The organism is Actinomadura sp. DC4, assembly GCF_030406325.1.
Taxonomy (GTDB): Bacteria; Actinomycetota; Actinomycetes; order Streptosporangiales; family Streptosporangiaceae; genus Actinoallomurus.
Window position 1 is genome coordinate 44,539 of sequence record NZ_JAUEQY010000003.1, and the last position, 17,230, is coordinate 61,768.

General features: G+C 71.4%; 17 protein-coding genes and 1 pseudogene. 13 read left to right on the forward strand and 5 right to left on the reverse strand.

All coding sequences use genetic code 11. The features are described from left to right. Nucleotides 1–38: 38 nt before the first annotated feature. The 7 genes from QWU11_RS05265 (at nucleotide 39) to QWU11_RS05295 (ending at nucleotide 8,308) form a co-directional block, all read left to right on the forward strand. Nucleotides 39–911 (forward strand): SDR family NAD(P)-dependent oxidoreductase, encoded by an 873-nt coding sequence (locus tag QWU11_RS05265; RefSeq protein WP_290103872.1) that lies wholly within the window; start codon nucleotides 39–41, stop codon nucleotides 909–911. Nucleotides 912–1,002: 91 nt separating this feature from the next. Beyond that, on the forward strand, nucleotides 1,003–2,352 hold the full coding sequence (locus QWU11_RS05270) for an NtaA/DmoA family FMN-dependent monooxygenase (protein ID WP_290103873.1): 1,350 nt from the start codon (nucleotides 1,003–1,005) through the stop codon (nucleotides 2,350–2,352). Beyond that, on the forward strand, nucleotides 2,349–3,545 hold the full coding sequence (locus tag QWU11_RS05275; protein WP_290103874.1) for an LLM class flavin-dependent oxidoreductase: 1,197 nt from the start codon (nucleotides 2,349–2,351) through the stop codon (nucleotides 3,543–3,545). The genes QWU11_RS05270 and QWU11_RS05275 overlap by 4 nt, the downstream gene beginning before the upstream one ends. Beyond that, on the forward strand, nucleotides 3,542–4,018 hold the full coding sequence (locus QWU11_RS05280; RefSeq protein WP_290103875.1) for a GNAT family N-acetyltransferase: 477 nt from the start codon (nucleotides 3,542–3,544) through the stop codon (nucleotides 4,016–4,018). Before QWU11_RS05275 ends, QWU11_RS05280 begins: the two co-directional genes overlap by 4 nt. A 64-nt stretch (nucleotides 4,019–4,082) precedes the next feature. Continuing rightward, entirely contained in the window at nucleotides 4,083–5,726 is a 1,644-nt protein-coding gene (locus tag QWU11_RS05285) for an FAD-binding protein (RefSeq protein ID WP_290103876.1), read from the forward strand. After that, nucleotides 5,723–6,109: a ferredoxin family protein gene (locus QWU11_RS05290; protein WP_290103877.1), complete on the forward strand. Its 387-nt coding sequence runs from the start codon at nucleotides 5,723–5,725 to the stop codon at nucleotides 6,107–6,109. Before QWU11_RS05285 ends, QWU11_RS05290 begins: the two co-directional genes overlap by 4 nt. A 396-nt stretch (nucleotides 6,110–6,505) precedes the next feature. Continuing rightward, a complete protein-coding gene (locus QWU11_RS05295) occupies nucleotides 6,506–8,308 on the forward strand; it encodes an FAD/NAD(P)-binding protein (RefSeq protein ID WP_290103878.1) in 1,803 nt (600 codons plus the stop codon). Nucleotides 8,309–8,312: 4 nt separating this feature from the next. Here the strand turns inward: QWU11_RS05295 and QWU11_RS05300 are convergent, their stop codons facing one another. Further along, nucleotides 8,313–9,509: an AI-2E family transporter gene (locus QWU11_RS05300; protein ID WP_290103880.1), complete on the reverse strand. Its 1,197-nt coding sequence runs from the start codon at nucleotides 9,507–9,509 to the stop codon at nucleotides 8,313–8,315. Nucleotides 9,510–9,780: 271 nt separating this feature from the next. On the opposite strand from QWU11_RS05300, the gene QWU11_RS05305 reads away from it, so the two are divergent. Both QWU11_RS05305 and QWU11_RS05310 read left to right on the forward strand, forming a co-directional pair. Continuing rightward, nucleotides 9,781–10,140, forward strand: coding sequence for a lipopolysaccharide assembly protein LapA domain-containing protein (locus QWU11_RS05305; protein ID WP_290103881.1), 360 nt, complete (start codon nucleotides 9,781–9,783; stop codon nucleotides 10,138–10,140). Nucleotides 10,141–10,398: 258 nt separating this feature from the next. Beyond that, a complete protein-coding gene (locus QWU11_RS05310) occupies nucleotides 10,399–11,124 on the forward strand; it encodes a DUF5994 family protein (protein WP_290103882.1) in 726 nt (241 codons plus the stop codon). Here the strand turns inward: QWU11_RS05310 and QWU11_RS05315 are convergent. Further along, nucleotides 11,080–11,898, reverse strand: coding sequence for a slipin family protein (locus QWU11_RS05315; RefSeq protein ID WP_290103883.1), 819 nt, complete (start codon nucleotides 11,896–11,898; stop codon nucleotides 11,080–11,082). The genes QWU11_RS05310 and QWU11_RS05315 overlap by 45 nt on opposite strands. 204 nt (nucleotides 11,899–12,102) lie before the next feature. Here QWU11_RS05315 and QWU11_RS47210 point away from each other — a divergent pair, with 204 nt between their 5' ends. Both QWU11_RS47210 and ftsH read left to right on the forward strand, forming a co-directional pair. Further along, entirely contained in the window at nucleotides 12,103–12,279 is a 177-nt protein-coding gene (locus tag QWU11_RS47210) for an RGCVC family protein (RefSeq protein ID WP_354670808.1), read from the forward strand. A 4-nt stretch (nucleotides 12,280–12,283) separates the two neighbouring features. Next, nucleotides 12,284–14,227 (forward strand): ATP-dependent zinc metalloprotease FtsH, encoded by a 1,944-nt coding sequence (gene ftsH / locus QWU11_RS05320; protein WP_290103884.1) that lies wholly within the window; start codon nucleotides 12,284–12,286, stop codon nucleotides 14,225–14,227. A gap of 53 nt (nucleotides 14,228–14,280) precedes the next feature. Here the strand turns inward: ftsH and QWU11_RS47215 are convergent. After that, nucleotides 14,281–14,367: pseudogene (locus QWU11_RS47215) on the reverse strand (hypothetical protein); the annotation flags it as partial. Nucleotides 14,368–14,584: 217 nt separating this feature from the next. Then, nucleotides 14,585–14,725, reverse strand: coding sequence for a Scr1 family TA system antitoxin-like transcriptional regulator (locus QWU11_RS47220; protein ID WP_354670813.1), 141 nt, complete (start codon nucleotides 14,723–14,725; stop codon nucleotides 14,585–14,587). 475 nt (nucleotides 14,726–15,200) lie between these two features. Here QWU11_RS47220 and QWU11_RS05325 point away from each other — a divergent pair, with 475 nt between their 5' ends. After that, the gene (locus tag QWU11_RS05325; RefSeq protein WP_290103885.1) at nucleotides 15,201–15,749 is read left to right on the forward strand and encodes a DUF5994 family protein; all 549 of its coding nucleotides are present in this window, start codon (nucleotides 15,201–15,203) and stop codon (nucleotides 15,747–15,749) included. A 55-nt stretch (nucleotides 15,750–15,804) separates the two neighbouring features. Continuing rightward, on the forward strand, nucleotides 15,805–15,966 hold the full coding sequence (locus QWU11_RS05330; RefSeq protein WP_290103886.1) for an RGCVC family protein: 162 nt from the start codon (nucleotides 15,805–15,807) through the stop codon (nucleotides 15,964–15,966). A 1-nt stretch (nucleotide 15,967) separates the two neighbouring features. Here QWU11_RS05330 and ligD read toward each other — a convergent pair whose 3' ends face one another. After that, nucleotides 15,968–17,167: a non-homologous end-joining DNA ligase gene (gene ligD, locus QWU11_RS05335; protein WP_290103887.1), complete on the reverse strand. Its 1,200-nt coding sequence runs from the start codon at nucleotides 17,165–17,167 to the stop codon at nucleotides 15,968–15,970. Nucleotides 17,168–17,230: the final 63 nt, after the last annotated feature.

The window sequence follows — 17,230 nt, forward strand, 5'->3', positions numbered from 1 at the left end:
TTGGACGCATGGTGGCCGGGCTGCCTAGGTTCGGGGGCATGACAACCCAGCGCATCGCCCTGGTCACCGGCGCCAACCAGGGCATCGGCCACGCCCTCGTCGAGGAGCTCGCCGCCCGGTGGAGCCCGGAGGACCTCGTCCTGCTGACCGGCCGGAACGAGTCGCGGGTCGCCGAGGCCGCCGCGCGCCTGTCCGGAGCGGCGGGCGCCCACGTCGAGGGCCGGCGGCTCGACGTCTCCGACGCCGGCGCGATCGCCCGCGTGGCGGCCGAGGTCACCGGGCGGTACGGCGGGATCGACGTCGTCATCTCCAACGCGAGCGCCCGGATCACGCCGGACCGGTCCCAGGAGGAGCAGGCCGACGAGTTCATCGCGGTGGCGAACGGCGGCACGCACGCGATGCTCCGCTCGTTCGGCCCGGCGATCCGCCCGGGCGGGCGGCTGATCGTGGTCGCCAGCTCCCTGGGCACCCTGGGGAACCTCGACGAACGGCTGCACCCGCTGTTCGGCGACCCTTCGCTGGAGGAGGTCGAGGCGCTGGTGGAGTCGTGGCGCGGGGCGATCCACGACGGCACGGCACAGGACCTCGGCTGGCCGCGGTGGATCAACGTACCGTCGAAGGTCGCGCAGGTCGCCGCCGTACGCGCGGTCGCGCGGTCCCGGCGGGAGGCCGACCTGGCGGCGGGCACCCTGGTCGCGGCGGTCTGCCCCGGCCTGGTGGACACGCCCGCCTCGCGACCGTGGTTCGAGGACTTCAGCCAGGCCCGTACGCCGGCCCGGGCCGCGTTCGTCCTGCTCGACTTCATCCTGGCGACGCCGGTCGCCCCGGAGACCCACGGCGGGCTGGTCCGCGACGGCGCCGTCCTCCCCTGGCTCGGCACGTCCCGCGCACGGACCACGGCCACCGACTGACGGCACTAAGTGAACTATTCCTACCTTGATAGTCTAAATACCTCCCTCCGGAGGTGTGGCGGGAGGGAGTCGTGAAGGAGGAAGGTTCCCGATGCCCGTCAAGCAGGTGCACCTGGCCGCGCACTTCCCCGGCGTGAACAACACCACCGTCTGGTCCGACCCCCGGTCGGCGAGCCAGATCGACTTCGGCTCCTTCGTACGGCTGGCGCAGACCGCCGAGCGTGGCAGGTTCGACTTCTTCTTCCTCGCCGAGGGGCTCCGGCTGCGGGAGCTCAAGGGCCGGATCCACGACCTCGACGTGATGGGGCGGCCCGAGTCGCTGACCGTCCTGTCCGCCCTCGCCGCCGTCACCGAGCATCTCGGGCTGGCCGCGACGGTCAACTCCACCTTCAACGAGCCGTACGAGGTGGCCCGGCGGCTCGCCACGCTCGACCACCTGAGCGGCGGCCGAGCCGCCTGGAACGTCGTGACCAGCTACGACGCCTTCACCGGCGAGAACTTCCGGCGCGGCGGCTACCTGGCCGAGGCCGACCGGTACACGCGCGCCGCCGAGTTCCTCCAGACCGCGCGCGAGCTCTGGGACTCCTGGCGGCCCGACGCCGTGGTGGCCGACCCCGTACGAGGGGAGTTCGTCCGGGACGGCGGAATCGAGGAGTTCCGGCACGACGGGCGGCACATCTCCATCTCCGGGCGGTTCAACGTGCCGCGCGGGCCGCAGGGCCGGCCGGTGATCATCCAGGCCGGGGACTCCAACGAGGGCCGGGAGTTCGCCGCCTCGGACGCCGACGTCATCTTCAGCCGGCACAGCAAGCCGGACGAGGCGCGGGCCTTCTACAAGGACGTGAAGGCGCGGCTTGCCAAGTACGGCCGCGGGCCGGACGAGCTGAAGATCATGCCCGCGGTGACGTACGCCCTCGGCGACACCCAGGAGGAGGCCGCCGAGAACGCCGCGCTGATCCGCCGCGCCCAGGTGAGCCCGCAGACGGCGCTCGCCTTCCTCGAAGGGGTCTGGGGACGCGACTTCTCCGCCGTCGACCCCGACGGGCCGCTGCCCGACATCGAACCCGACCTCGGCGAAGGCGTGTCCAAGGGCCGTGCCCAGTTCCGCGGCGACCGCGGCGCCACCGTCGAGCAGTGGCGGGCGCTGGCCCGCCAGAAGAACCTCACCGTCCGCGAGCTCGTCATCGAGGTCACCGGCCGCCAGTCCTTCATCGGCACCCCGCAGGCCGTCGCCGACCAGATCGCGGAGTTCGTACGGACCGACGCCGCGGACGGTTTCATCTTCGTGCCGCACCTGACGCCCGGCGGCCTGGACGACCTGGTCGACAAGGTGATACCCCTGCTCCAGGAGAAGGGCGTCTTCCGCGCCGACTACACCGGCCCGACACTCCGCGACCACCTCGGACTCACCACCGCCCGCGAGCGAGAGGTCGTTTCATGACCCACCTGCACCTCGCCGCCGCCCTGGACGGCGCCGGCTGGCACCCCGCGGCGTGGCGCTCGCCGGACGCGCGGCCGGACGAGCTGTTCACCGCCGGCTACTGGGCCGGGCTGGTCACCGAGGCCGAGCACGCCCTGCTGGACTTCGTGACGTTCGAGGACGCCCTCGCCCTGCAGTCCTCCGCCTCCGACGGACCCGACGACCGGCGCGACCAGGTACGCGGCCGGCTCGACGCCGTGCTGCTGGCCGCCCGCGTCGCGCCGATCACCTCGTGCATCGGGCTGGTGCCGACGACCGGCACGACGCACACGGAGCCCTTCCACGTCGCGATCGGCATCGCCTCGCTCGACCACGTGAGCGGCGGCCGGGCGGGCTGGCGCCCGCAGATCTCCCCGCGCTCCGCCGACGCCCGGCACTTCGGGCGCCGGGAGTTCCCGGAGTTCGACCTCGGCCGGCGCGCCGAGCCGGCGTTCGCCGAGCACGTGAGGGCGCTGTTCGCCGAGGCCACCGACGCGGTCGAGGTCGTACGCCGGCTGTGGGACAGCTGGGAGGACGACGCCGAGATCCGCGACGTCGCGACGGGCCGGTTCATCGACCGCGACAAGCTGCACTACATCGACTTCGAAGGCCTCTTCTTCGACGTCCGGGGACCCTCGATCACCCCCCGGCCGCCGCAGGGCCAGCCGCTCGTCACCGCGCTCGCGCACGACGTGCTGCCGTATGAGTTCGCGGCGCGCGGAGCCGACGTCGTGTACGTCACGCCGCACTCCCGCGACGAGGCCGCCGCTCTTCTCGGGCAGGTCAGGGCGGCCGAGGCGACCGTGGGGCGGGAGGGCGAACCACTACGGGTCTTCGCCGACCTGCTGGTCTTCCTCGACGACGCCGCCCCGGCGGCCGAGGCGCGCAAGGCCCGGCTGGACGAGCTGGACGGGGCGCCGCTCGCCTCCGACGCGCTCGTCTTCACCGGGACGCCCGGCGGCCTGGCCGACCTGCTGGAGGACTGGCGGTCCGCCGGGATCGAGGGCTTCCGGCTGCGGCCGGGCGCGCTTCCGGACGACCTGGTCGCCATCACGCGCGGGCTCGTCCCGGAGCTGCGCCGCCGCGACCTGTTCCGCCGCGAGTACGAGGCCGGCACGCTGCGCGGCCTGCTCGGCCTCGCCCGCCCCGCGAACCGCTACGAGAGGGCCGTGTGAAGCCGACCGTCCACGAGGTGACCTGGGCGGACCCCGACGCGGCCGCCCTGCGGGCCGCGATGGAGTCGGAGATGGCGGACCGGTACGCGGACCGGATCGCCGCGTCCGGCGGGCGGGAGATCGCGAAGGTGAACGGGCTGGACGCCGACCACGTGGTGTGGGTGGGCGTCGCCCGTACCGAGCAGGACGGGCCCGTCGGCCACGCCGCGCTGCGGTGGAACGACGGCGACCTGGAGCTCAAGCGGATGTACGTCGCCCCGTCCCACCGGGGCACGGGCGTGTCGTCGGCGCTGCTCACGGCGGCCGAGGACGCGGCGCGCGCGCTCGGCGGCCGGCGGATCGTCCTGCAGACCGGCGACCGCCAGCCCGACGCCGTACGGCTCTACGAGCGGGCGGGCTACGCCCACATCCCGATCTTCCCCCCGTACGAGCGCCTGACGTTCTCCACCTGCATGGCCAAGCCGCTGCGGTGAGACCGGAACGGGCCGGCGTCACGGCGTGGCCCGGCGGGTAGGAAGATCGCCGGAAGGGGCATCAATGCGGACGAAATCCACCACGTACGGCCTCTCCCGTACCGGCTCGACCGCAGGCGACCTGCGGCTGGACGCCGACGTGCTCGTCGTCGGGGGTGGTCCCGCCGGGGCCTGGGCCGCGGTCGCGGCGGCCGCCGGCGGCGCCTCGGTGGTCCTGGCCGACAAGGGCTACTGCGGCACCAGCGGTTCGGCGGCCGCCGGCGGCAACAACCTCTGGTACCTGCCCGAGGACGCCGTCGTCCGCGAGGCGGCGATGGCCGAGCGGGAGACCGCGGGCGGCGGCCTCACCGACCGCGGCTGGATGGCGCGCGTACAGGACGAGACGTTCCGGCAGGTCGGCCGGCTCGCGGGCTGGGGTTACCGGTTCCCGCGCGACGAGCGCGGCGTCGAACGGCGCAACACCCTCCAGGGGCCGGAGTACATGCGGCGCATGCGCCGGCGGGTCCTGCGCTCCGGCGTCCGCGTGCTCGACCACCACCCGGCGCTCGAACTGCTCACGGACCCGGCCGGTGTCGTCGCGGGCGCCGCCGGGGTGCGGCGCCAGGACGGCTGGGGCCGCTGGGAGGTACGCGCGGGCGCGGTCGTGCTCGCCACCGGCGGCTGCGCGTTCCTGTCCGGCGCGTTAGGCCTCAACGTCGACACCGGCGACGGGCACCTGATGGCCGCCGAGCTCGGGGCGGAGCTGTCCGGCATGGAGTTCTCCGCCGTGTACGGGATGTCGCCCGCGTACGGGAACCACACCAAGGGCCTGATGATGCGGTACGCCTCCTACTACGACGAGGACGGCACGCCGATCCCCCCGGTCGGATCGTTCCGCACGGAGCGCATGCGGATGGCCCGGCTGGTCGCCGCGGGCCGGCCGGTGTACGCCAGGCTCGACCGCGCTCCCCCGGAGCTGCGCCAGGCGATGCGCGACTCGCAGCCGAACTTCTTCCTGCCGCTCGACAAGGCCGGCATCGACCCGTTCACGACGGCGTACCCGGTGCGCCTCGCGTACGAGGGGACCGTACGCGGCAGCGGCGGGCTCCGGATCACCGACGCGGGATGCGCGACGAGCGTGCCGGGCCTGTACGCGGCGGGCGACGTGGCCACCCGCGAGCTGATCACCGGAGCGGCCAGCGGCGGCGGGAGCTTCAACGGCGCGTGGGCGATCTCCTCGGGCACCTGGGCGGGAGGGGCCGCGGCCTCGTTCGCCCGCCGACGCGGCCCCGTAGGCGAGGGACTGCGCGCGAACGGCCGGGCGGGGCTCCGGCCGGATCGGGACGGTGGCCTGGGCGGCGCCGAGGTGGTCCGCGCCGTACAGGAGGAGATCCTGCCCCTGGACCGCAACCTGTTCCGCACCGGGGAAGGCCTCCGGCGATCGCTGGACACGCTCGACGCGCTGTGGAGCCAGGTCACGGAGCACCTCGCCGGCACGGACGGCCGCACCGCGCTGCGGGCGCGCGAGGCGGCGGCCCTCGCCGCCCACGGCCGGTGGATGTACCGGGCCGGGCTGGCCAGGGAGGAGACCCGCGGAACGCACCTGCGAGACGACCGGCCGGACCAGGACCCGCGCCTGCGCCGCCGCATCCTCGTCGGCGGTCTGGAAGAGGTGTGGACCGCGTTCGACCCGGTCGCCCCCGTCGGACCCACCCCGCAGCCGCGATGATCGAGGTCGTCAGCGGCGGGCGGTGCGTCGCCTGCGACATCTGCGTCAAGGTCTGCCCGATGGACGTGTTCGAGCGCGGGCCGGACGGGATACCGGTGATCGCCCGGCAGGCCGACTGCCAGACGTGCTTCATGTGCGAGGCGCACTGTCCCGTCGACGCCCTCTTCGTCGCACCGCTGTCCGGACCCGCCCCGCCCGGCTCCCCGTACACCGACGAGGCCGGGCTGGCCGCCTCGGGCGCGCTCGGGGCGTACCGCCGGAGCATCGGCTGGGGCGGCGGCCGTACGCCGGGGTCGGCCGTCGACCGCAACTACCTGTTCAACGCGGGCCTGAACGGCCAGCCACCGCCGCCCACGAGCCAACGGCCGAGGGCTTCTGAGTGAGCCCGATCGGGCGTTCCGCCGGCGTCGCTCAGCTCCCAAGCCTCGGCGGGCGTCAGCGGAATCGAGCGGAGAACGTCCTGAGCCACCTGCTCGGGATCCCAGTCGGAAGCATCGGGGGGCGGCTCCGGGCCGATCGATGACGAGCGTTCGTAGCCGCGCGTCGTTGGTCGTCCTGCGTTCTCGGTGCCACGGCTCGTCACCGGACATACGGGCGTTGACCCGCAAGGCCAGCTCGCCGGACGGCAGGGCACTGTCCATGGAGCAAAGCGTGCCCCATGAGCGGACTCCCTGGACATTACCTACTAAATAGGTATGTAATACCTACTAGGAGGACCGGATGCTCATCGAACCGCCCGGCATGCCCGGAATCGACGCTCGCCCCAGGCCGGCCGCCCGGTGAGCACCTCTCCCCTGGTGATCGTTCTCGTCGGCGCGGGTCCCGGTGGCACGGTCCTGCTCGAACGGCTGATCGCCAACGCGCCCGAGCTCGCCGCCGACCGGCCCGTGCGCATTCACGTCGCCGACCCGCACCCGCCCGGCGGCGGCCGGGTCTGGCGGCTCGACCAGCCGGACCTGCTCTGGATGAACTCCCAGGCCACCGACGTCACCATGTTCACCGACGAGACGGTCCTCATCGACGGGCCCGTACGGCCCGGGCCCACACTGTGCGAGTGGGGCGGCGTCGAGCCTGGCCTGTTCCCGTCGCGGCGGCTGCAGAACGCCTACCTTTCCTGGTGTTTCGAGCACGTCACCGGCTCCGCCCCGGAATCGGTCGAAGTGGAGGTGCACGCCGCGCGCGTCCTGGACGTCACCGACCACGACGGCGCCCAGCTCGTACGGCTGGAAGGGCGGGAGGAGCCGATCGCGGCGGATGCGGTGATCCTCTCCCAGGGGCACCTCGACGTCGAGCCCGCCGACGAGCACCGGGCGCTCGCCGGCCACGCGGCCGCGCACGGGCTGACGTACGTCCCGCCGCACTACGCGGCCGACACCGACCTGACCTCCGTACGGGCCGGCGAGCCGGTCGTCATGCGCGGGATGGGGCTCGGTTTCGTCGACGACATGGTGCTGCTCACCGAGGGCCGCGGCGGACGGTACACGCCGCGCGCGGACGGCGGCCTCACCTACCACCCCTCCGGCCGTGAGCCGATCCTGTACGCCGGGTCGCGGCGCGGCGTACCGTACCACTCCAAGATCACTTATGAGCTCGGCGGGGAGCGCCCGCCGGGCCCGCGCCACTTCACCCCGGCCGCCGCGATGGAGTTGTACGAGCGGCAGGGGCCGCTCGACCTGTGGCGCGACCTGTGGCCGCTGATCGCCAAGGAACTCTCCTGGTACCACTACCACGAGCTGTTCTCCGCGCACCCCGAGCGCGTCGCGGTGCCCTGGGCGGAGTTCGAGGCGCGCCTCGGCGCCGGGAGCCTCGCCGACTTCGTGGAGGGCGCGGTGCCCAAGGCCGAGGACCGGCTGGACCTCGACCGCCTGCTCGACCCCCTCGGCGGCGTGTCCTTCGAGGACGCCGAGGGCCTCCAGGCCTGGATGCGCGCGTACGTCACGGCCGACGTCGAGCGGCACGCCGACCCCGCGTACAGCGCCGACCTGGCGGTGTTCTTCGGGCTGCTCACGGTCTTCGGCGTGCTCGTGGACGCGGTCAACAACGGCCGCCTGGCCGCGCGTTCACAGGCCGTGGAGCTCGGCGCCTGGCTGCAGGGCGTGTTCGGGTACTACGCGAGCGGCCCGCCGCCGCGCCGCCTGCGGGAGCTGGAGGCGCTGTCCCGCGCGGGGGTCGTCCGCTTCCTCGGCGGGGGCGTCGCCGTCACCCCCGGGGACGGCGTCTTCCGCGCGCGTGGCACGGCCGAAACCGTCGACGCCCGCGCTCTGGTCGAGTCGCGGCTGCCTGCGGCGAGCATCGCCCGTACGACCGACCCGCTCCTGCGCGCCCTCCACGACCGCGGCGAGGCCACCGAGGAGGTGCTGACCGGGCCGGACGGCGTCTCGTACGTGCTCGGGAAGCTGGCCCTGCGCGACGGCCGTCTTCTACGGGCGGACGGCGGGGCGCATCCGCGCCGGTTCGCGCTCGGGGCCTGGGCGGGGCGTGGTTTCGCGATCGCCGGCTTCACCCGCCCGCGCACCAACGCGCTGTCCTTCCGGCTCGCCGACGCGCTGGCCCGCGACGTGCTCGCCGCCTGCCGGGCCTGAACGGTCAGCTGCGGTCCAGGCGCGGCAGGGCGATCTCGTTGAGGAGCAGCCGGATCGCGGCGGCGACCGGAATCGCGATCAGGGCGCCGATGATGCCCAGGAGCGCGCCGCCGATGAGCGTGGCCAGAACGGTGACCACGGCGGGCACCTCGACCGCCTTGCCCATGATCTTGGGAATCAGGAAGTAGTCCTCGGCCTGCCGGTACGCCACGTAGAAGACGCCCGTGGCGATCGCCACGGGCAGGGACACCGTGAGCGCGATGAGCGAGACCACGATGCCGCCGATCGTCGACCCGATCACCGGGATCATGTCCATGAAGGCGACGAACAGAGCCAGGACCAGCGCGTACGGGATTCCGAAGATCAGCAGCCAGATGTACGTACCCGCGCCGGCGATCAGCGAGGTGATGATGTTGCCGAGGACGAAACCGCCCACCTTGGTGAAGATGTCCTCACTGATGAGGATCATGCGGGGGCGGCGCGAGCGGGGGGCCAGCCGGTAGAGGAGGTTCTTGATGGCGGGCATCCCGGCCAGGAAGTAGATGGCCAGCACGATCACCACGAGGAGGGACGTGGCGGCCGTCAGGACCATCTTCCCCGCGCCGAGAACGCCGCCCACCACGGACGTGCCTCCGCCGGACAGGAACCCCGTCAGCTTCTGCTGGATGTGGAAGCGGTCGTTGAGCTTCCCGAGCTGTGAGCTGTGGTCCTGCAGGTTGTGCGCGTAGTGCGGCAGCCGGTCGGCCAGCGCGGTCGCCTGGGAGGCCAGCGGAGGGATCGCGATGGTCAGGAAGCCGGCGATCACCCCGAGCGTCCCGACGATGACCACGGTCACGGCGGCCCAGCGGGGCAGGCGGCGCCGGGTCAGCCACGTCACGAGCGGGTCCAGCCCGGCCGCGATGAACAGCGCCAGGCCGATGAGGATCAGTACCGAACGCGCGGCGATGATGACCTGGATGAGCCCGTACGTCACGGCGACGCCGGCCGCCCCGGTCATCCCGACGAAGAACGGGGACCGCCGGTCCAGCGGCCGCCCGGGCCGCCCGAAGGGCGCCGCGCCGTCCTCGGCACCGGCCGGTTCCGCCCTGTCCTCGACACCGGCCGGTTCCGCGTCGTCGGCGGCGCGGGACGAATCCTCCTCCGGCTCGGCCTTGGGACCGTCGCCTTCGGGAGGTGTTGAACGCTCGGAGTCGATAGTCATGGGCAGCCCGTCCGATACGACCGAAATTTTCTCTCTCACTACCCCTCAGATGCCGATCAAACGGGACACCCGGCACGCGCGGCCCGCGCGCCGGGAAATCGACCGCCCGCACAGGCACCCTTATTCCCGCCCCGGGAAATCCGTCAACCAAATTTACGCTGCATGAAACAGCATTTCCCGCCATTTCAGGTATACTATTTTAACTATCCGGAATGACGACGTCTCCCGCTTGAGGTCGCCCGCCACACCGGCCCACTCCGAGAGGGACATCATGCCGCTCGAGCATCACCCCGCCGACCACGAGACCCGCCCCGCTACACCGGCGCCGGCCGTGGACGCGCCGCCGTCCGAGCCGGTGGCTCCCGCGCGGGAGAGCCGGGCGGTCCCCGCCACGCGAACGAGCGTGGCCTGGATCGGCGTGTGGACCGCCACGATCCTGCTCGTCGCGTTCATCGTGTTCATCATGCAGAACACACGCGGCGTAGAGGTCTCCTTTCTCTGGTTGCACGGGACGCTGCCGCTGGCGGTCGGCCTGCTGATGGCCACGGTCGCCGGGGTCGTGGTGACACTGGTGCTCGGCACCGCGCGGATCACCCAGCTGCACCGCCTGGCCCGTCGGCGTCGCCCCTGACGGTCTCGTCGAGACCCGATCCGGCCCGGGGCGACCTCCCGCCGGGACCGGCTTCGCCGCCCGGTCGCCGGTACCCAGAACGCCGAGATGTGGCGCAGGCCGCGCCAGGCCCGGCACTGACCGCACAACCAGTTCGTACGGACAATTCTGCTGTATTATTTAACTACCAAGGGCATTTCGCGCTCCGGCGATCAAGTCGGCGTCGTCCTCGGTGCAGGAAAATCCAACTCGCTGACCGAGCTGAGGACGGGGCCGATCATGGCACCGCATGTTACCGCGCAAATAGACGTTGTTTCTCAGCCGATTCCGCTGGCGTCGCGACTGAGCCTGGATCCGCGACTCCGGCGTCTCGGGGTCGTCGACGGCGGCTGGTGGCCGCTCTCCCGCAACGCGACCGTCGAGCTGCCGGGCCTCGTGTCGGCGCTGAACGCGCGCGTCGGTGTGGTGCTGCGGCTCGGCCTCGACGCTCGCGACTGGGACGAGATCCCCCAGCGCGTCACGGTCGGCGGCCACGTCGTACGCATCGGGCGGTTCGCCGACGTGAACCACAAGATCATCGTGACGCGTGGCCGGCAGAACCACATCATGCTGCTGGTCATCCCGCCCGACGCGCCGACGGCAGCGGCCAAGTCCGCGCTGGCCCTGGCGGCCGGCGGCAAGAACAGCGGCCGGCCGAAGAGATCCTCGCCGCCGCCGGCATCAGGCCGCGGCTGTCACCGGACACCGGCGACCTTCCTCCGGAATACGCCGCCGCGGACGCCCAGGACGTACGCCCGACGGCGCCCGAACGCGCCGTACGAGACGGTGGCCGCGAGGAAGGCCGCTGGATCGACGACGGCGCACCCTCCCCGGACCTGCCCACGGGACGCGCCCGCTGACGCATGGAGCGGCCGGCCGTCCCAGCGTGAGCTCGGGCGGCCGGCCGCCGTTTACGGCGGCTCAGGCGCGGCCCGCTCCGTCCGGGGCACCACCATTGGGAGCTAGCACCGGAGCCGCCGCGCCCTTCTCGCGCGCGAGGAAGGTCCCGAGTTCGGCGATCGTGGTCATCAGTGGCGCGGGGAACACCACGGTGGTGTTCTTGTCCACGCCGATCTCGACCAGGCTCTGCAGGTTGCGCAGTTGCAACGCCAGTGGGTGCGCCATCATCGTGTCCGAGGCGTCGCCCAGCGCGGCGGCGGCCATCGACTCGCCCTCGGCACTAATGATCTTGGCGCGCTTCTCGCGCTCGGCCTCGGCCTGGCGGGCCATGGCGCGTTTCATGCTGTCGGGCAGCTGGATGTCCTTCAGCTCGACCAAGCTGACCTCGACGCCCCAGCCGAGCGTGGTGACGTCCAGGATCTCGCGGATGTCGAGGTTGATCCGGTCGGTCTCTGACAGCGTCTGGTCCAGGGTGTGCTGGCCGACGACCTTGCGCAGCGTCGTCTGGGCGATCTGGTCGATGGCGGCACGGACGTTCTCGATCGCCACAACGGATTTCACCGAGTCGATCACCCGGTAGTAGGCCACCGCCGACACGTCGACGCTGACGTTGTCGCGAGTGATGATCCCCTGGGACTGAATCGGCATCGTGACGATTCGCATCGACACCCGGCGCATGACGTCGACCACCGGGATGATCAGCCGCAGCCCCGGCTCCCGCGCCCCCCGGACCCGGCCGAGCCGGAACAACACGCCCTGCTCGTACTGCTTGACGATCCGTACCGCCAGCGCGAGCACCAGCAGCAGGACCACCGCGACGACGATCACGACAACGATCATCGGAATGCTCCGTTCCCCAGCTCCGGCGGACCCACCTGGCCCCACTGCGAGCCAACTCCACCGGCTCGTCCGGGGAAACAGGCGATTCGCGCGGAGCCCATCACCACAGCCGATCACCGCCGCGCTCATCAGTCTGCGTGATGGGCTCTGGTCAGGTTCGTGGTTTCCGCACCCACGAGATCGCGATTGACTGAAGAAGTGACCATGCGGACAGATGACGCCAAAAACGACGTTTCGCAAGACGAGACGCCACCATCTCCGCTGTGTGCGTGCGGACATCCCATCGACGCACATGACGCCGTCGCGTCGCGCTACTGCCGCGCGACCGCGTCGGGCGACCTGCAACGGGGCTGCGTCTGCGCCCCGGCGGCCTCCCAGTGACCGCGTGAGACTCGCGCACCGTACGAACTCGGCCCGGCCGGGCCCGCCGGAGAAGCACACGCCGGCACCTGTACCGCCCACGCCTCCGAGGTGGCGGGCCTGGGTCCTCACCATCGGAATCGCGATCATGTTCGCGGCCGGACTCGCGTTCCACTCCTACGGCGGCGGGACGTCGGCGCGGAGCCTCAGCTACACCGGCTTCGTCAACGAGGTGACGACGGACAAGGTCGCGACGGCGACGATCAACTCGACGGGCTCGGTGAGCGGCACGCTCCGCGGCGGTGCCGCCTACACGTCCCAGATCCCCACCGCGCTCGGCGACGACGCGCTTTCCGCGCTCCTCGTCCAGCACAAGGTCGAGGTCCGCGGCAGCAACCCGGGCAGGTCGGCGTTGAGCACGGTCCTGTCACTGCTGCCGCTTCTTCTCATCATCGGCATCTTCGTATGGATCAGCCGTAGCGGCAGCAAGCAGATTTCCGGCCGCCTCGGCGGCATCATGGGCGTCGGCAAGTCCAAGGCCACGCTCTATGACGAGGAGCGGCCCGCCACGCGATTCGCGGACATCGCCGGCTACGAGGGCTCCAAGGCCGAGGTCATGGAGGTCGTGGACTTCCTGAAGCATCCGACGCGGTACGCGCGCGCCGGGGCGGTCGGCCCGAAGGGCGTGCTCATGGTCGGCCCGCCGGGGACCGGCAAGACCCTGCTGGCCAGAGCCGTCGCCGGCGAGGCGGGTGTCCCCTTCTTCGCGCTCAGCGGCTCCAGCTTCGTGGAGATGTTCGTCGGTGTCGGCGCCTCCAGGGTCCGGGACCTGTTCACCGAGGCCCGCAAGCGCGCACCCTCGATCATCTTCATCGACGAGATCGACGCCATCGGAGGCCGGCGCGGTCCCGGCGGCTTCGGGTCGAACGACGAACGCGAGCAGACGCTCAACCAGTTGCTCTCCGACATGGACGGCTTCGAACCAGGCGCGAGTGTCGTCGTCATGGCGGCGACCAACAGAGCCGAGATCCTCGACGCGGCGCTGCTCCGGCCCGGCCGCTTCGACCGGACCGTCGAGATCCCGCTGCCCAACCGCACCGAGCGTACGGCGATCCTCACCATCCACGGACGGGGCAAGACGCTCGCCTCCGACGTCGACCTCGACGTGGTGTCGCGAGGCACGCCCGGGTTCTCGGGCGCCGACCTGGCCAACCTGGTGAACGAGGCGGCGATCAACGCCGTACGTGACGGCCGCGAGGTTCTCGGCGCCGACGACTTCGCCACCGCACGTGACCGTCTCCTCATCGGCCGCCGGGACGCCTCCAACGCGCTCCTGCCCGAGGAGAAGCACGCCGTGGCCGTCCACGAGGCGGGGCACGCGCTCGTCGCGGTCCTCTCCCCGCACGCCGACCCCGTCGCGAAGGTCACGATCCTTCCCCGCGGCGCCGCCCTGGGCGTGACCGAGCAACTACCGGACTCCGAACGCCACCTGTACTCCGAGAGCCATCTCACCGACTCCCTCGCCGTACGGCTGGGTGGCCGCGCCGCGGAGATCGTCGTCCTGTCTGAGCCGTCGACCGGCGCGTCCAACGACCTGCTGGCGGCGACCGACCTGGCGACGCACATGGTCAGGGAGTGGGGGTTCTCGGCCGCGGTCGGGCCGATCAGCTACGGGCCGGAGGGGCCGAGCCGTGACAACCCCTTCGCCGGCCGTCCGTACGCCGAGGAGACGCAACGTTCCATCGACCAGGAGGTCGCGCGGCTGTTGCGCGAGGCCGAGACGGGCGCCACCGAACTCATCCGCGCGAACCTGGACGCGCTCCATCGGGTCATCGACCTGCTCCTCGAACGCGAGACGATCGACGGCGCGGACCTGGAGGCGATCGTCGGGATCCCGCAGAGCGCCGGCCACTCGCCCACGCCCCGGGCGGCGATGACGGCCACCCCGCCCCACCAGGCCGGTTCTTGATCCTGGCCCAAGGCGCACGCGGCAAAGGCTCCCGGGGAACTCCGGGAGCCATCTCACAGGGGAGGTGCCTGCTTGGCGGCCTGTTCGGCGACCGCGACCTCAACGCAGTTGCCGCCGTCTTCGCCGCGGCGGCTCGACTTCCTTCACCACTGCCTCGATCGGCTTCGGGGACTCCTGTTGCTAGAGGGCGAACGACCTGATGGCCTCCCACGCGCTTTTCCAGTGCCGCGATGTCCTCTCGGCTACTCGTGACAATGCCGCCGATGACCATTTCGAGATAGCCGACTTCGGCGCCGTCGTCCACGGTAGCGATGCTGAACGCCCCGTCGATCGGGGAGTCGCCTCCGATCTCACGATCTACAGTGTGAGACGTGGCCCGACGGACGCGATGAGGTGTTCGAGCCGAGCTCGCATGACCTCGGGGCCGCCGTGAGATCGGTAGAGCACCGCCGCGTCGAGCACGACGTGGACCATGGGCGGGTCGTCCCTGGCCAGGATCTCCTGACGTCAGCCGAGCTTGGAGGCCCGCTCTTTCTGGGTGAGCCCGGTCGCCTCGCGGAAGGTACGGACCGTTCGCCCGAGCGTGATGAGTGTCGGGCTCCGAGGCTTGCCCATCTCGGTCCCTTCGTCGGTTTCAACACCACCGACTCCGAACACCCTCCATATCCGAGGATGTTCATAACGTGGTTGCTCCGATCGTAAATCGCCCCCGCCGCCCCCGGGGGGCAACGAGCTTGTGAGCCGCCTGCGGGCCGGAGGCCATCGGGAGGTGTCGAACGACCGGAATCGAACGTCATGGGCAGCCGTCCGGGGGGCGGCCGACCTGCTCACCGCCCCCTTGGCGCCGATCGGACGGCGGTTTTGCGTGTACAATTAAAAGACCGAGGGCATTTCGCGCGCCGATAATCATGTTGACGTCGTTCTTGGCGATAGATTATCCGGCTCGATCGTCGGGCTGAGACGGGCCGATTTCATGGCACCGCACATTACCGAACATATCGGCGTCGTTCCCTCACCCGTTCTGGCGGAGGCGAGACTCAGCCTGGACCCGGCGCTCCTGGGCCGGGGCACGGTCGACGGCGCCTGGTGGCCGCGCTCGCGTGAGGCGAGCGTCGAGTTCCCGATCCTCGTCGCGGCCCTCAATGATCAGGTCGGCGCGATCCTGCGGCTCGGCGTCGACGTCCGCGACTGGGACTCACTCCCGCGCCGCATCAGGGTCGGCGGACGGGTTGTGCGCGTGGGGTGGTTCGCCAACGTCAACCACAAGATCATCGTGACGCGTGGCCGGCAGGACCACGTCCTCCTGCTGGTCGTACCCCCCGGCGCGCCGGCGGCAGCGGCCAAGTCCGCGCTGGCGCTGGCCGGCGAGGGAGGGAGCAGGCGGCCCGAGGAGATCCTGGCCGCCGCCGGCCTCGCCACCGGCACCGGCGACCGTCCGCCCGAGCGCACCGTCGCGGCGGGGAGCGGCCGCCTCGAAGGCGGCACGCCGCCGCCGGACCACTCGGTGCGGCGGCCGAACTGATCCATTTGTCGCGCATTTCGAAAATCGCGACTGCGCGTACGACCGAGGAGGGAAAATGATTACACGCACGAACGAGAAAACGACGAAGCCGGACGATGAGACGCTCTGCGCGTGCGGCCATCCGGCCGACGCCCATGACGCCGTCGCCGTCCGCTACTGCGCGGCGACCGCCTCCAGCGCGCTGACCCGGGGCTGCGTGTGCACCTCGGTGTCCTGACTCAGCCCCGGCCGGCCCACGGGTCGTAGTCGACCTCCAGCGGCTCCTGCGCGGGGCGTTCGGCCTCGGGGACGTGCTGGAGGTTGATCCGGATGCGATACCAGATCGAACTGCTGCCGCGCATACCGTCGGTCAGAACATCGGCGGGCTCCAGGTGGCGCACCACATCAGGGTGGCGGGCCTTCCAGCGTTCGAGGCCGGCCACCGCCTCGTCCCTGGTCTTGGCCCGGGCGATCTCGATGAGCGGCATCGTGAACCGCCTACGGCCGACGCCCTTGGGCGGTTTCTCGGCCGGGCCGAGGCGTTCGGCCAGGCCGAGCAGGGGTTCGAGAGACCCCGGCGTGCCCTCGATGCCCGCCCAGGGGTCTCCCAGCTCGGCGAAGCGTTCCCGGACGGCCGGCAGCGTGTAGGACGACGGCCGGCAGCCGGGTACCTCGTCCCAGGTGAGCGGCGTGGAGACCCGGGCGTCCTCGGTCGGCCGCACGGAGTAGGCGGAGGCCACCGTACGGTCCTTGGCGTTCTGGTTGAAGTCCACGAAGACGCCCTGCCGCTCCTCCTTCCACCAGCGGCTGGTGGCCAGGTCGGGTGCGCGGTTCTCGACCTCGCGGGCGACGGTCTCGGCGGCCAGCCGCACCTCGCGGTACGACCAGCGCGGATCGATGCGGGCGTAGATGTGGAACCCCCGTGAGCCCGAGGTCTTGGGCCAGGCGGTCAGCCCGTGGTCCTCCAGCACTCCCCGGACGACCAGGGCGACCTCGACGATCTGCCCCCACGCGACGCCGGGCACCGGGTCCAGGTCGATCCGGAGCTCGTCGGGATGGTCGAGGTCCTCGGCGAGGACGGGGTGGGGGTTGAGATCGACGCAGCCGAGGTTCACCACCCAGGCCAGCGCGGCGGCGTCGCGTACGACGACCTCGTCCGCCGAACGCCCCGAGGCGTAGTTCAACTGCGCCACCTCGACCCAGTCGGGGCGTTTGGACGGCGCGCGCTTCTGGAAGAACGCCTCCTCCTCGATCCCTTTCACGAAACGTTTGAGGATCATCGGCCGGCCCGAGACGCCGCGCAGCGCTCCGTCCGCCACGGCGAGGTAGTAGCGGATGAGGTCCAGCTTCGTGAACCCGCCGGATGCGAACACCGTCTTGTCCGGGTTCGTGACCGTGACCTCACGTCCTGCGACCTCCAGGACCTGCGACTTCGACATGACATCACGATAGATCGTCCGCACCCGGATCTGAATACACGGCCCCGATCTCTCCCTTCATTA

What these genes read in the sequence shown, in the direction of transcription:
- QWU11_RS05275 (WP_290103874.1), top strand. Translation starts at nt 2,349, where the DNA reads ATGACCCACCTGCACCTCGCCGCCGCCCTGGACGGCGCCGGCTGGCAC.
- QWU11_RS05330 (WP_290103886.1), top strand. Translation starts at nt 15,805, where the DNA reads ATGATTACACGCACGAACGAGAAAACGACGAAGCCGGACGATGAGACG.
- QWU11_RS05270 (WP_290103873.1), top strand. Translation starts at nt 1,003, where the DNA reads ATGCCCGTCAAGCAGGTGCACCTGGCCGCGCACTTCCCCGGCGTGAAC.
- QWU11_RS05315 (WP_290103883.1), bottom strand. Translation starts at nt 11,898, where the DNA reads ATGATCGTTGTCGTGATCGTCGTCGCGGTGGTCCTGCTGCTGGTGCTC.
- ligD (WP_290103887.1), bottom strand. Translation starts at nt 17,167, where the DNA reads ATGTCGAAGTCGCAGGTCCTGGAGGTCGCAGGACGTGAGGTCACGGTC.
- QWU11_RS05285 (WP_290103876.1), top strand. Translation starts at nt 4,083, where the DNA reads ATGCGGACGAAATCCACCACGTACGGCCTCTCCCGTACCGGCTCGACC.
- QWU11_RS05300 (WP_290103880.1), bottom strand. Translation starts at nt 9,509, where the DNA reads ATGACTATCGACTCCGAGCGTTCAACACCTCCCGAAGGCGACGGTCCC.
- QWU11_RS05310 (WP_290103882.1), top strand. Translation starts at nt 10,399, where the DNA reads ATGGCACCGCATGTTACCGCGCAAATAGACGTTGTTTCTCAGCCGATT.
- QWU11_RS05290 (WP_290103877.1), top strand. Translation starts at nt 5,723, where the DNA reads ATGATCGAGGTCGTCAGCGGCGGGCGGTGCGTCGCCTGCGACATCTGC.
- QWU11_RS05265 (WP_290103872.1), top strand. Translation starts at nt 39, where the DNA reads ATGACAACCCAGCGCATCGCCCTGGTCACCGGCGCCAACCAGGGCATC.
- QWU11_RS05325 (WP_290103885.1), top strand. Translation starts at nt 15,201, where the DNA reads ATGGCACCGCACATTACCGAACATATCGGCGTCGTTCCCTCACCCGTT.
- QWU11_RS05305 (WP_290103881.1), top strand. Translation starts at nt 9,781, where the DNA reads ATGCCGCTCGAGCATCACCCCGCCGACCACGAGACCCGCCCCGCTACA.
- QWU11_RS47210 (WP_354670808.1), top strand. Translation starts at nt 12,103, where the DNA reads ATGCGGACAGATGACGCCAAAAACGACGTTTCGCAAGACGAGACGCCA.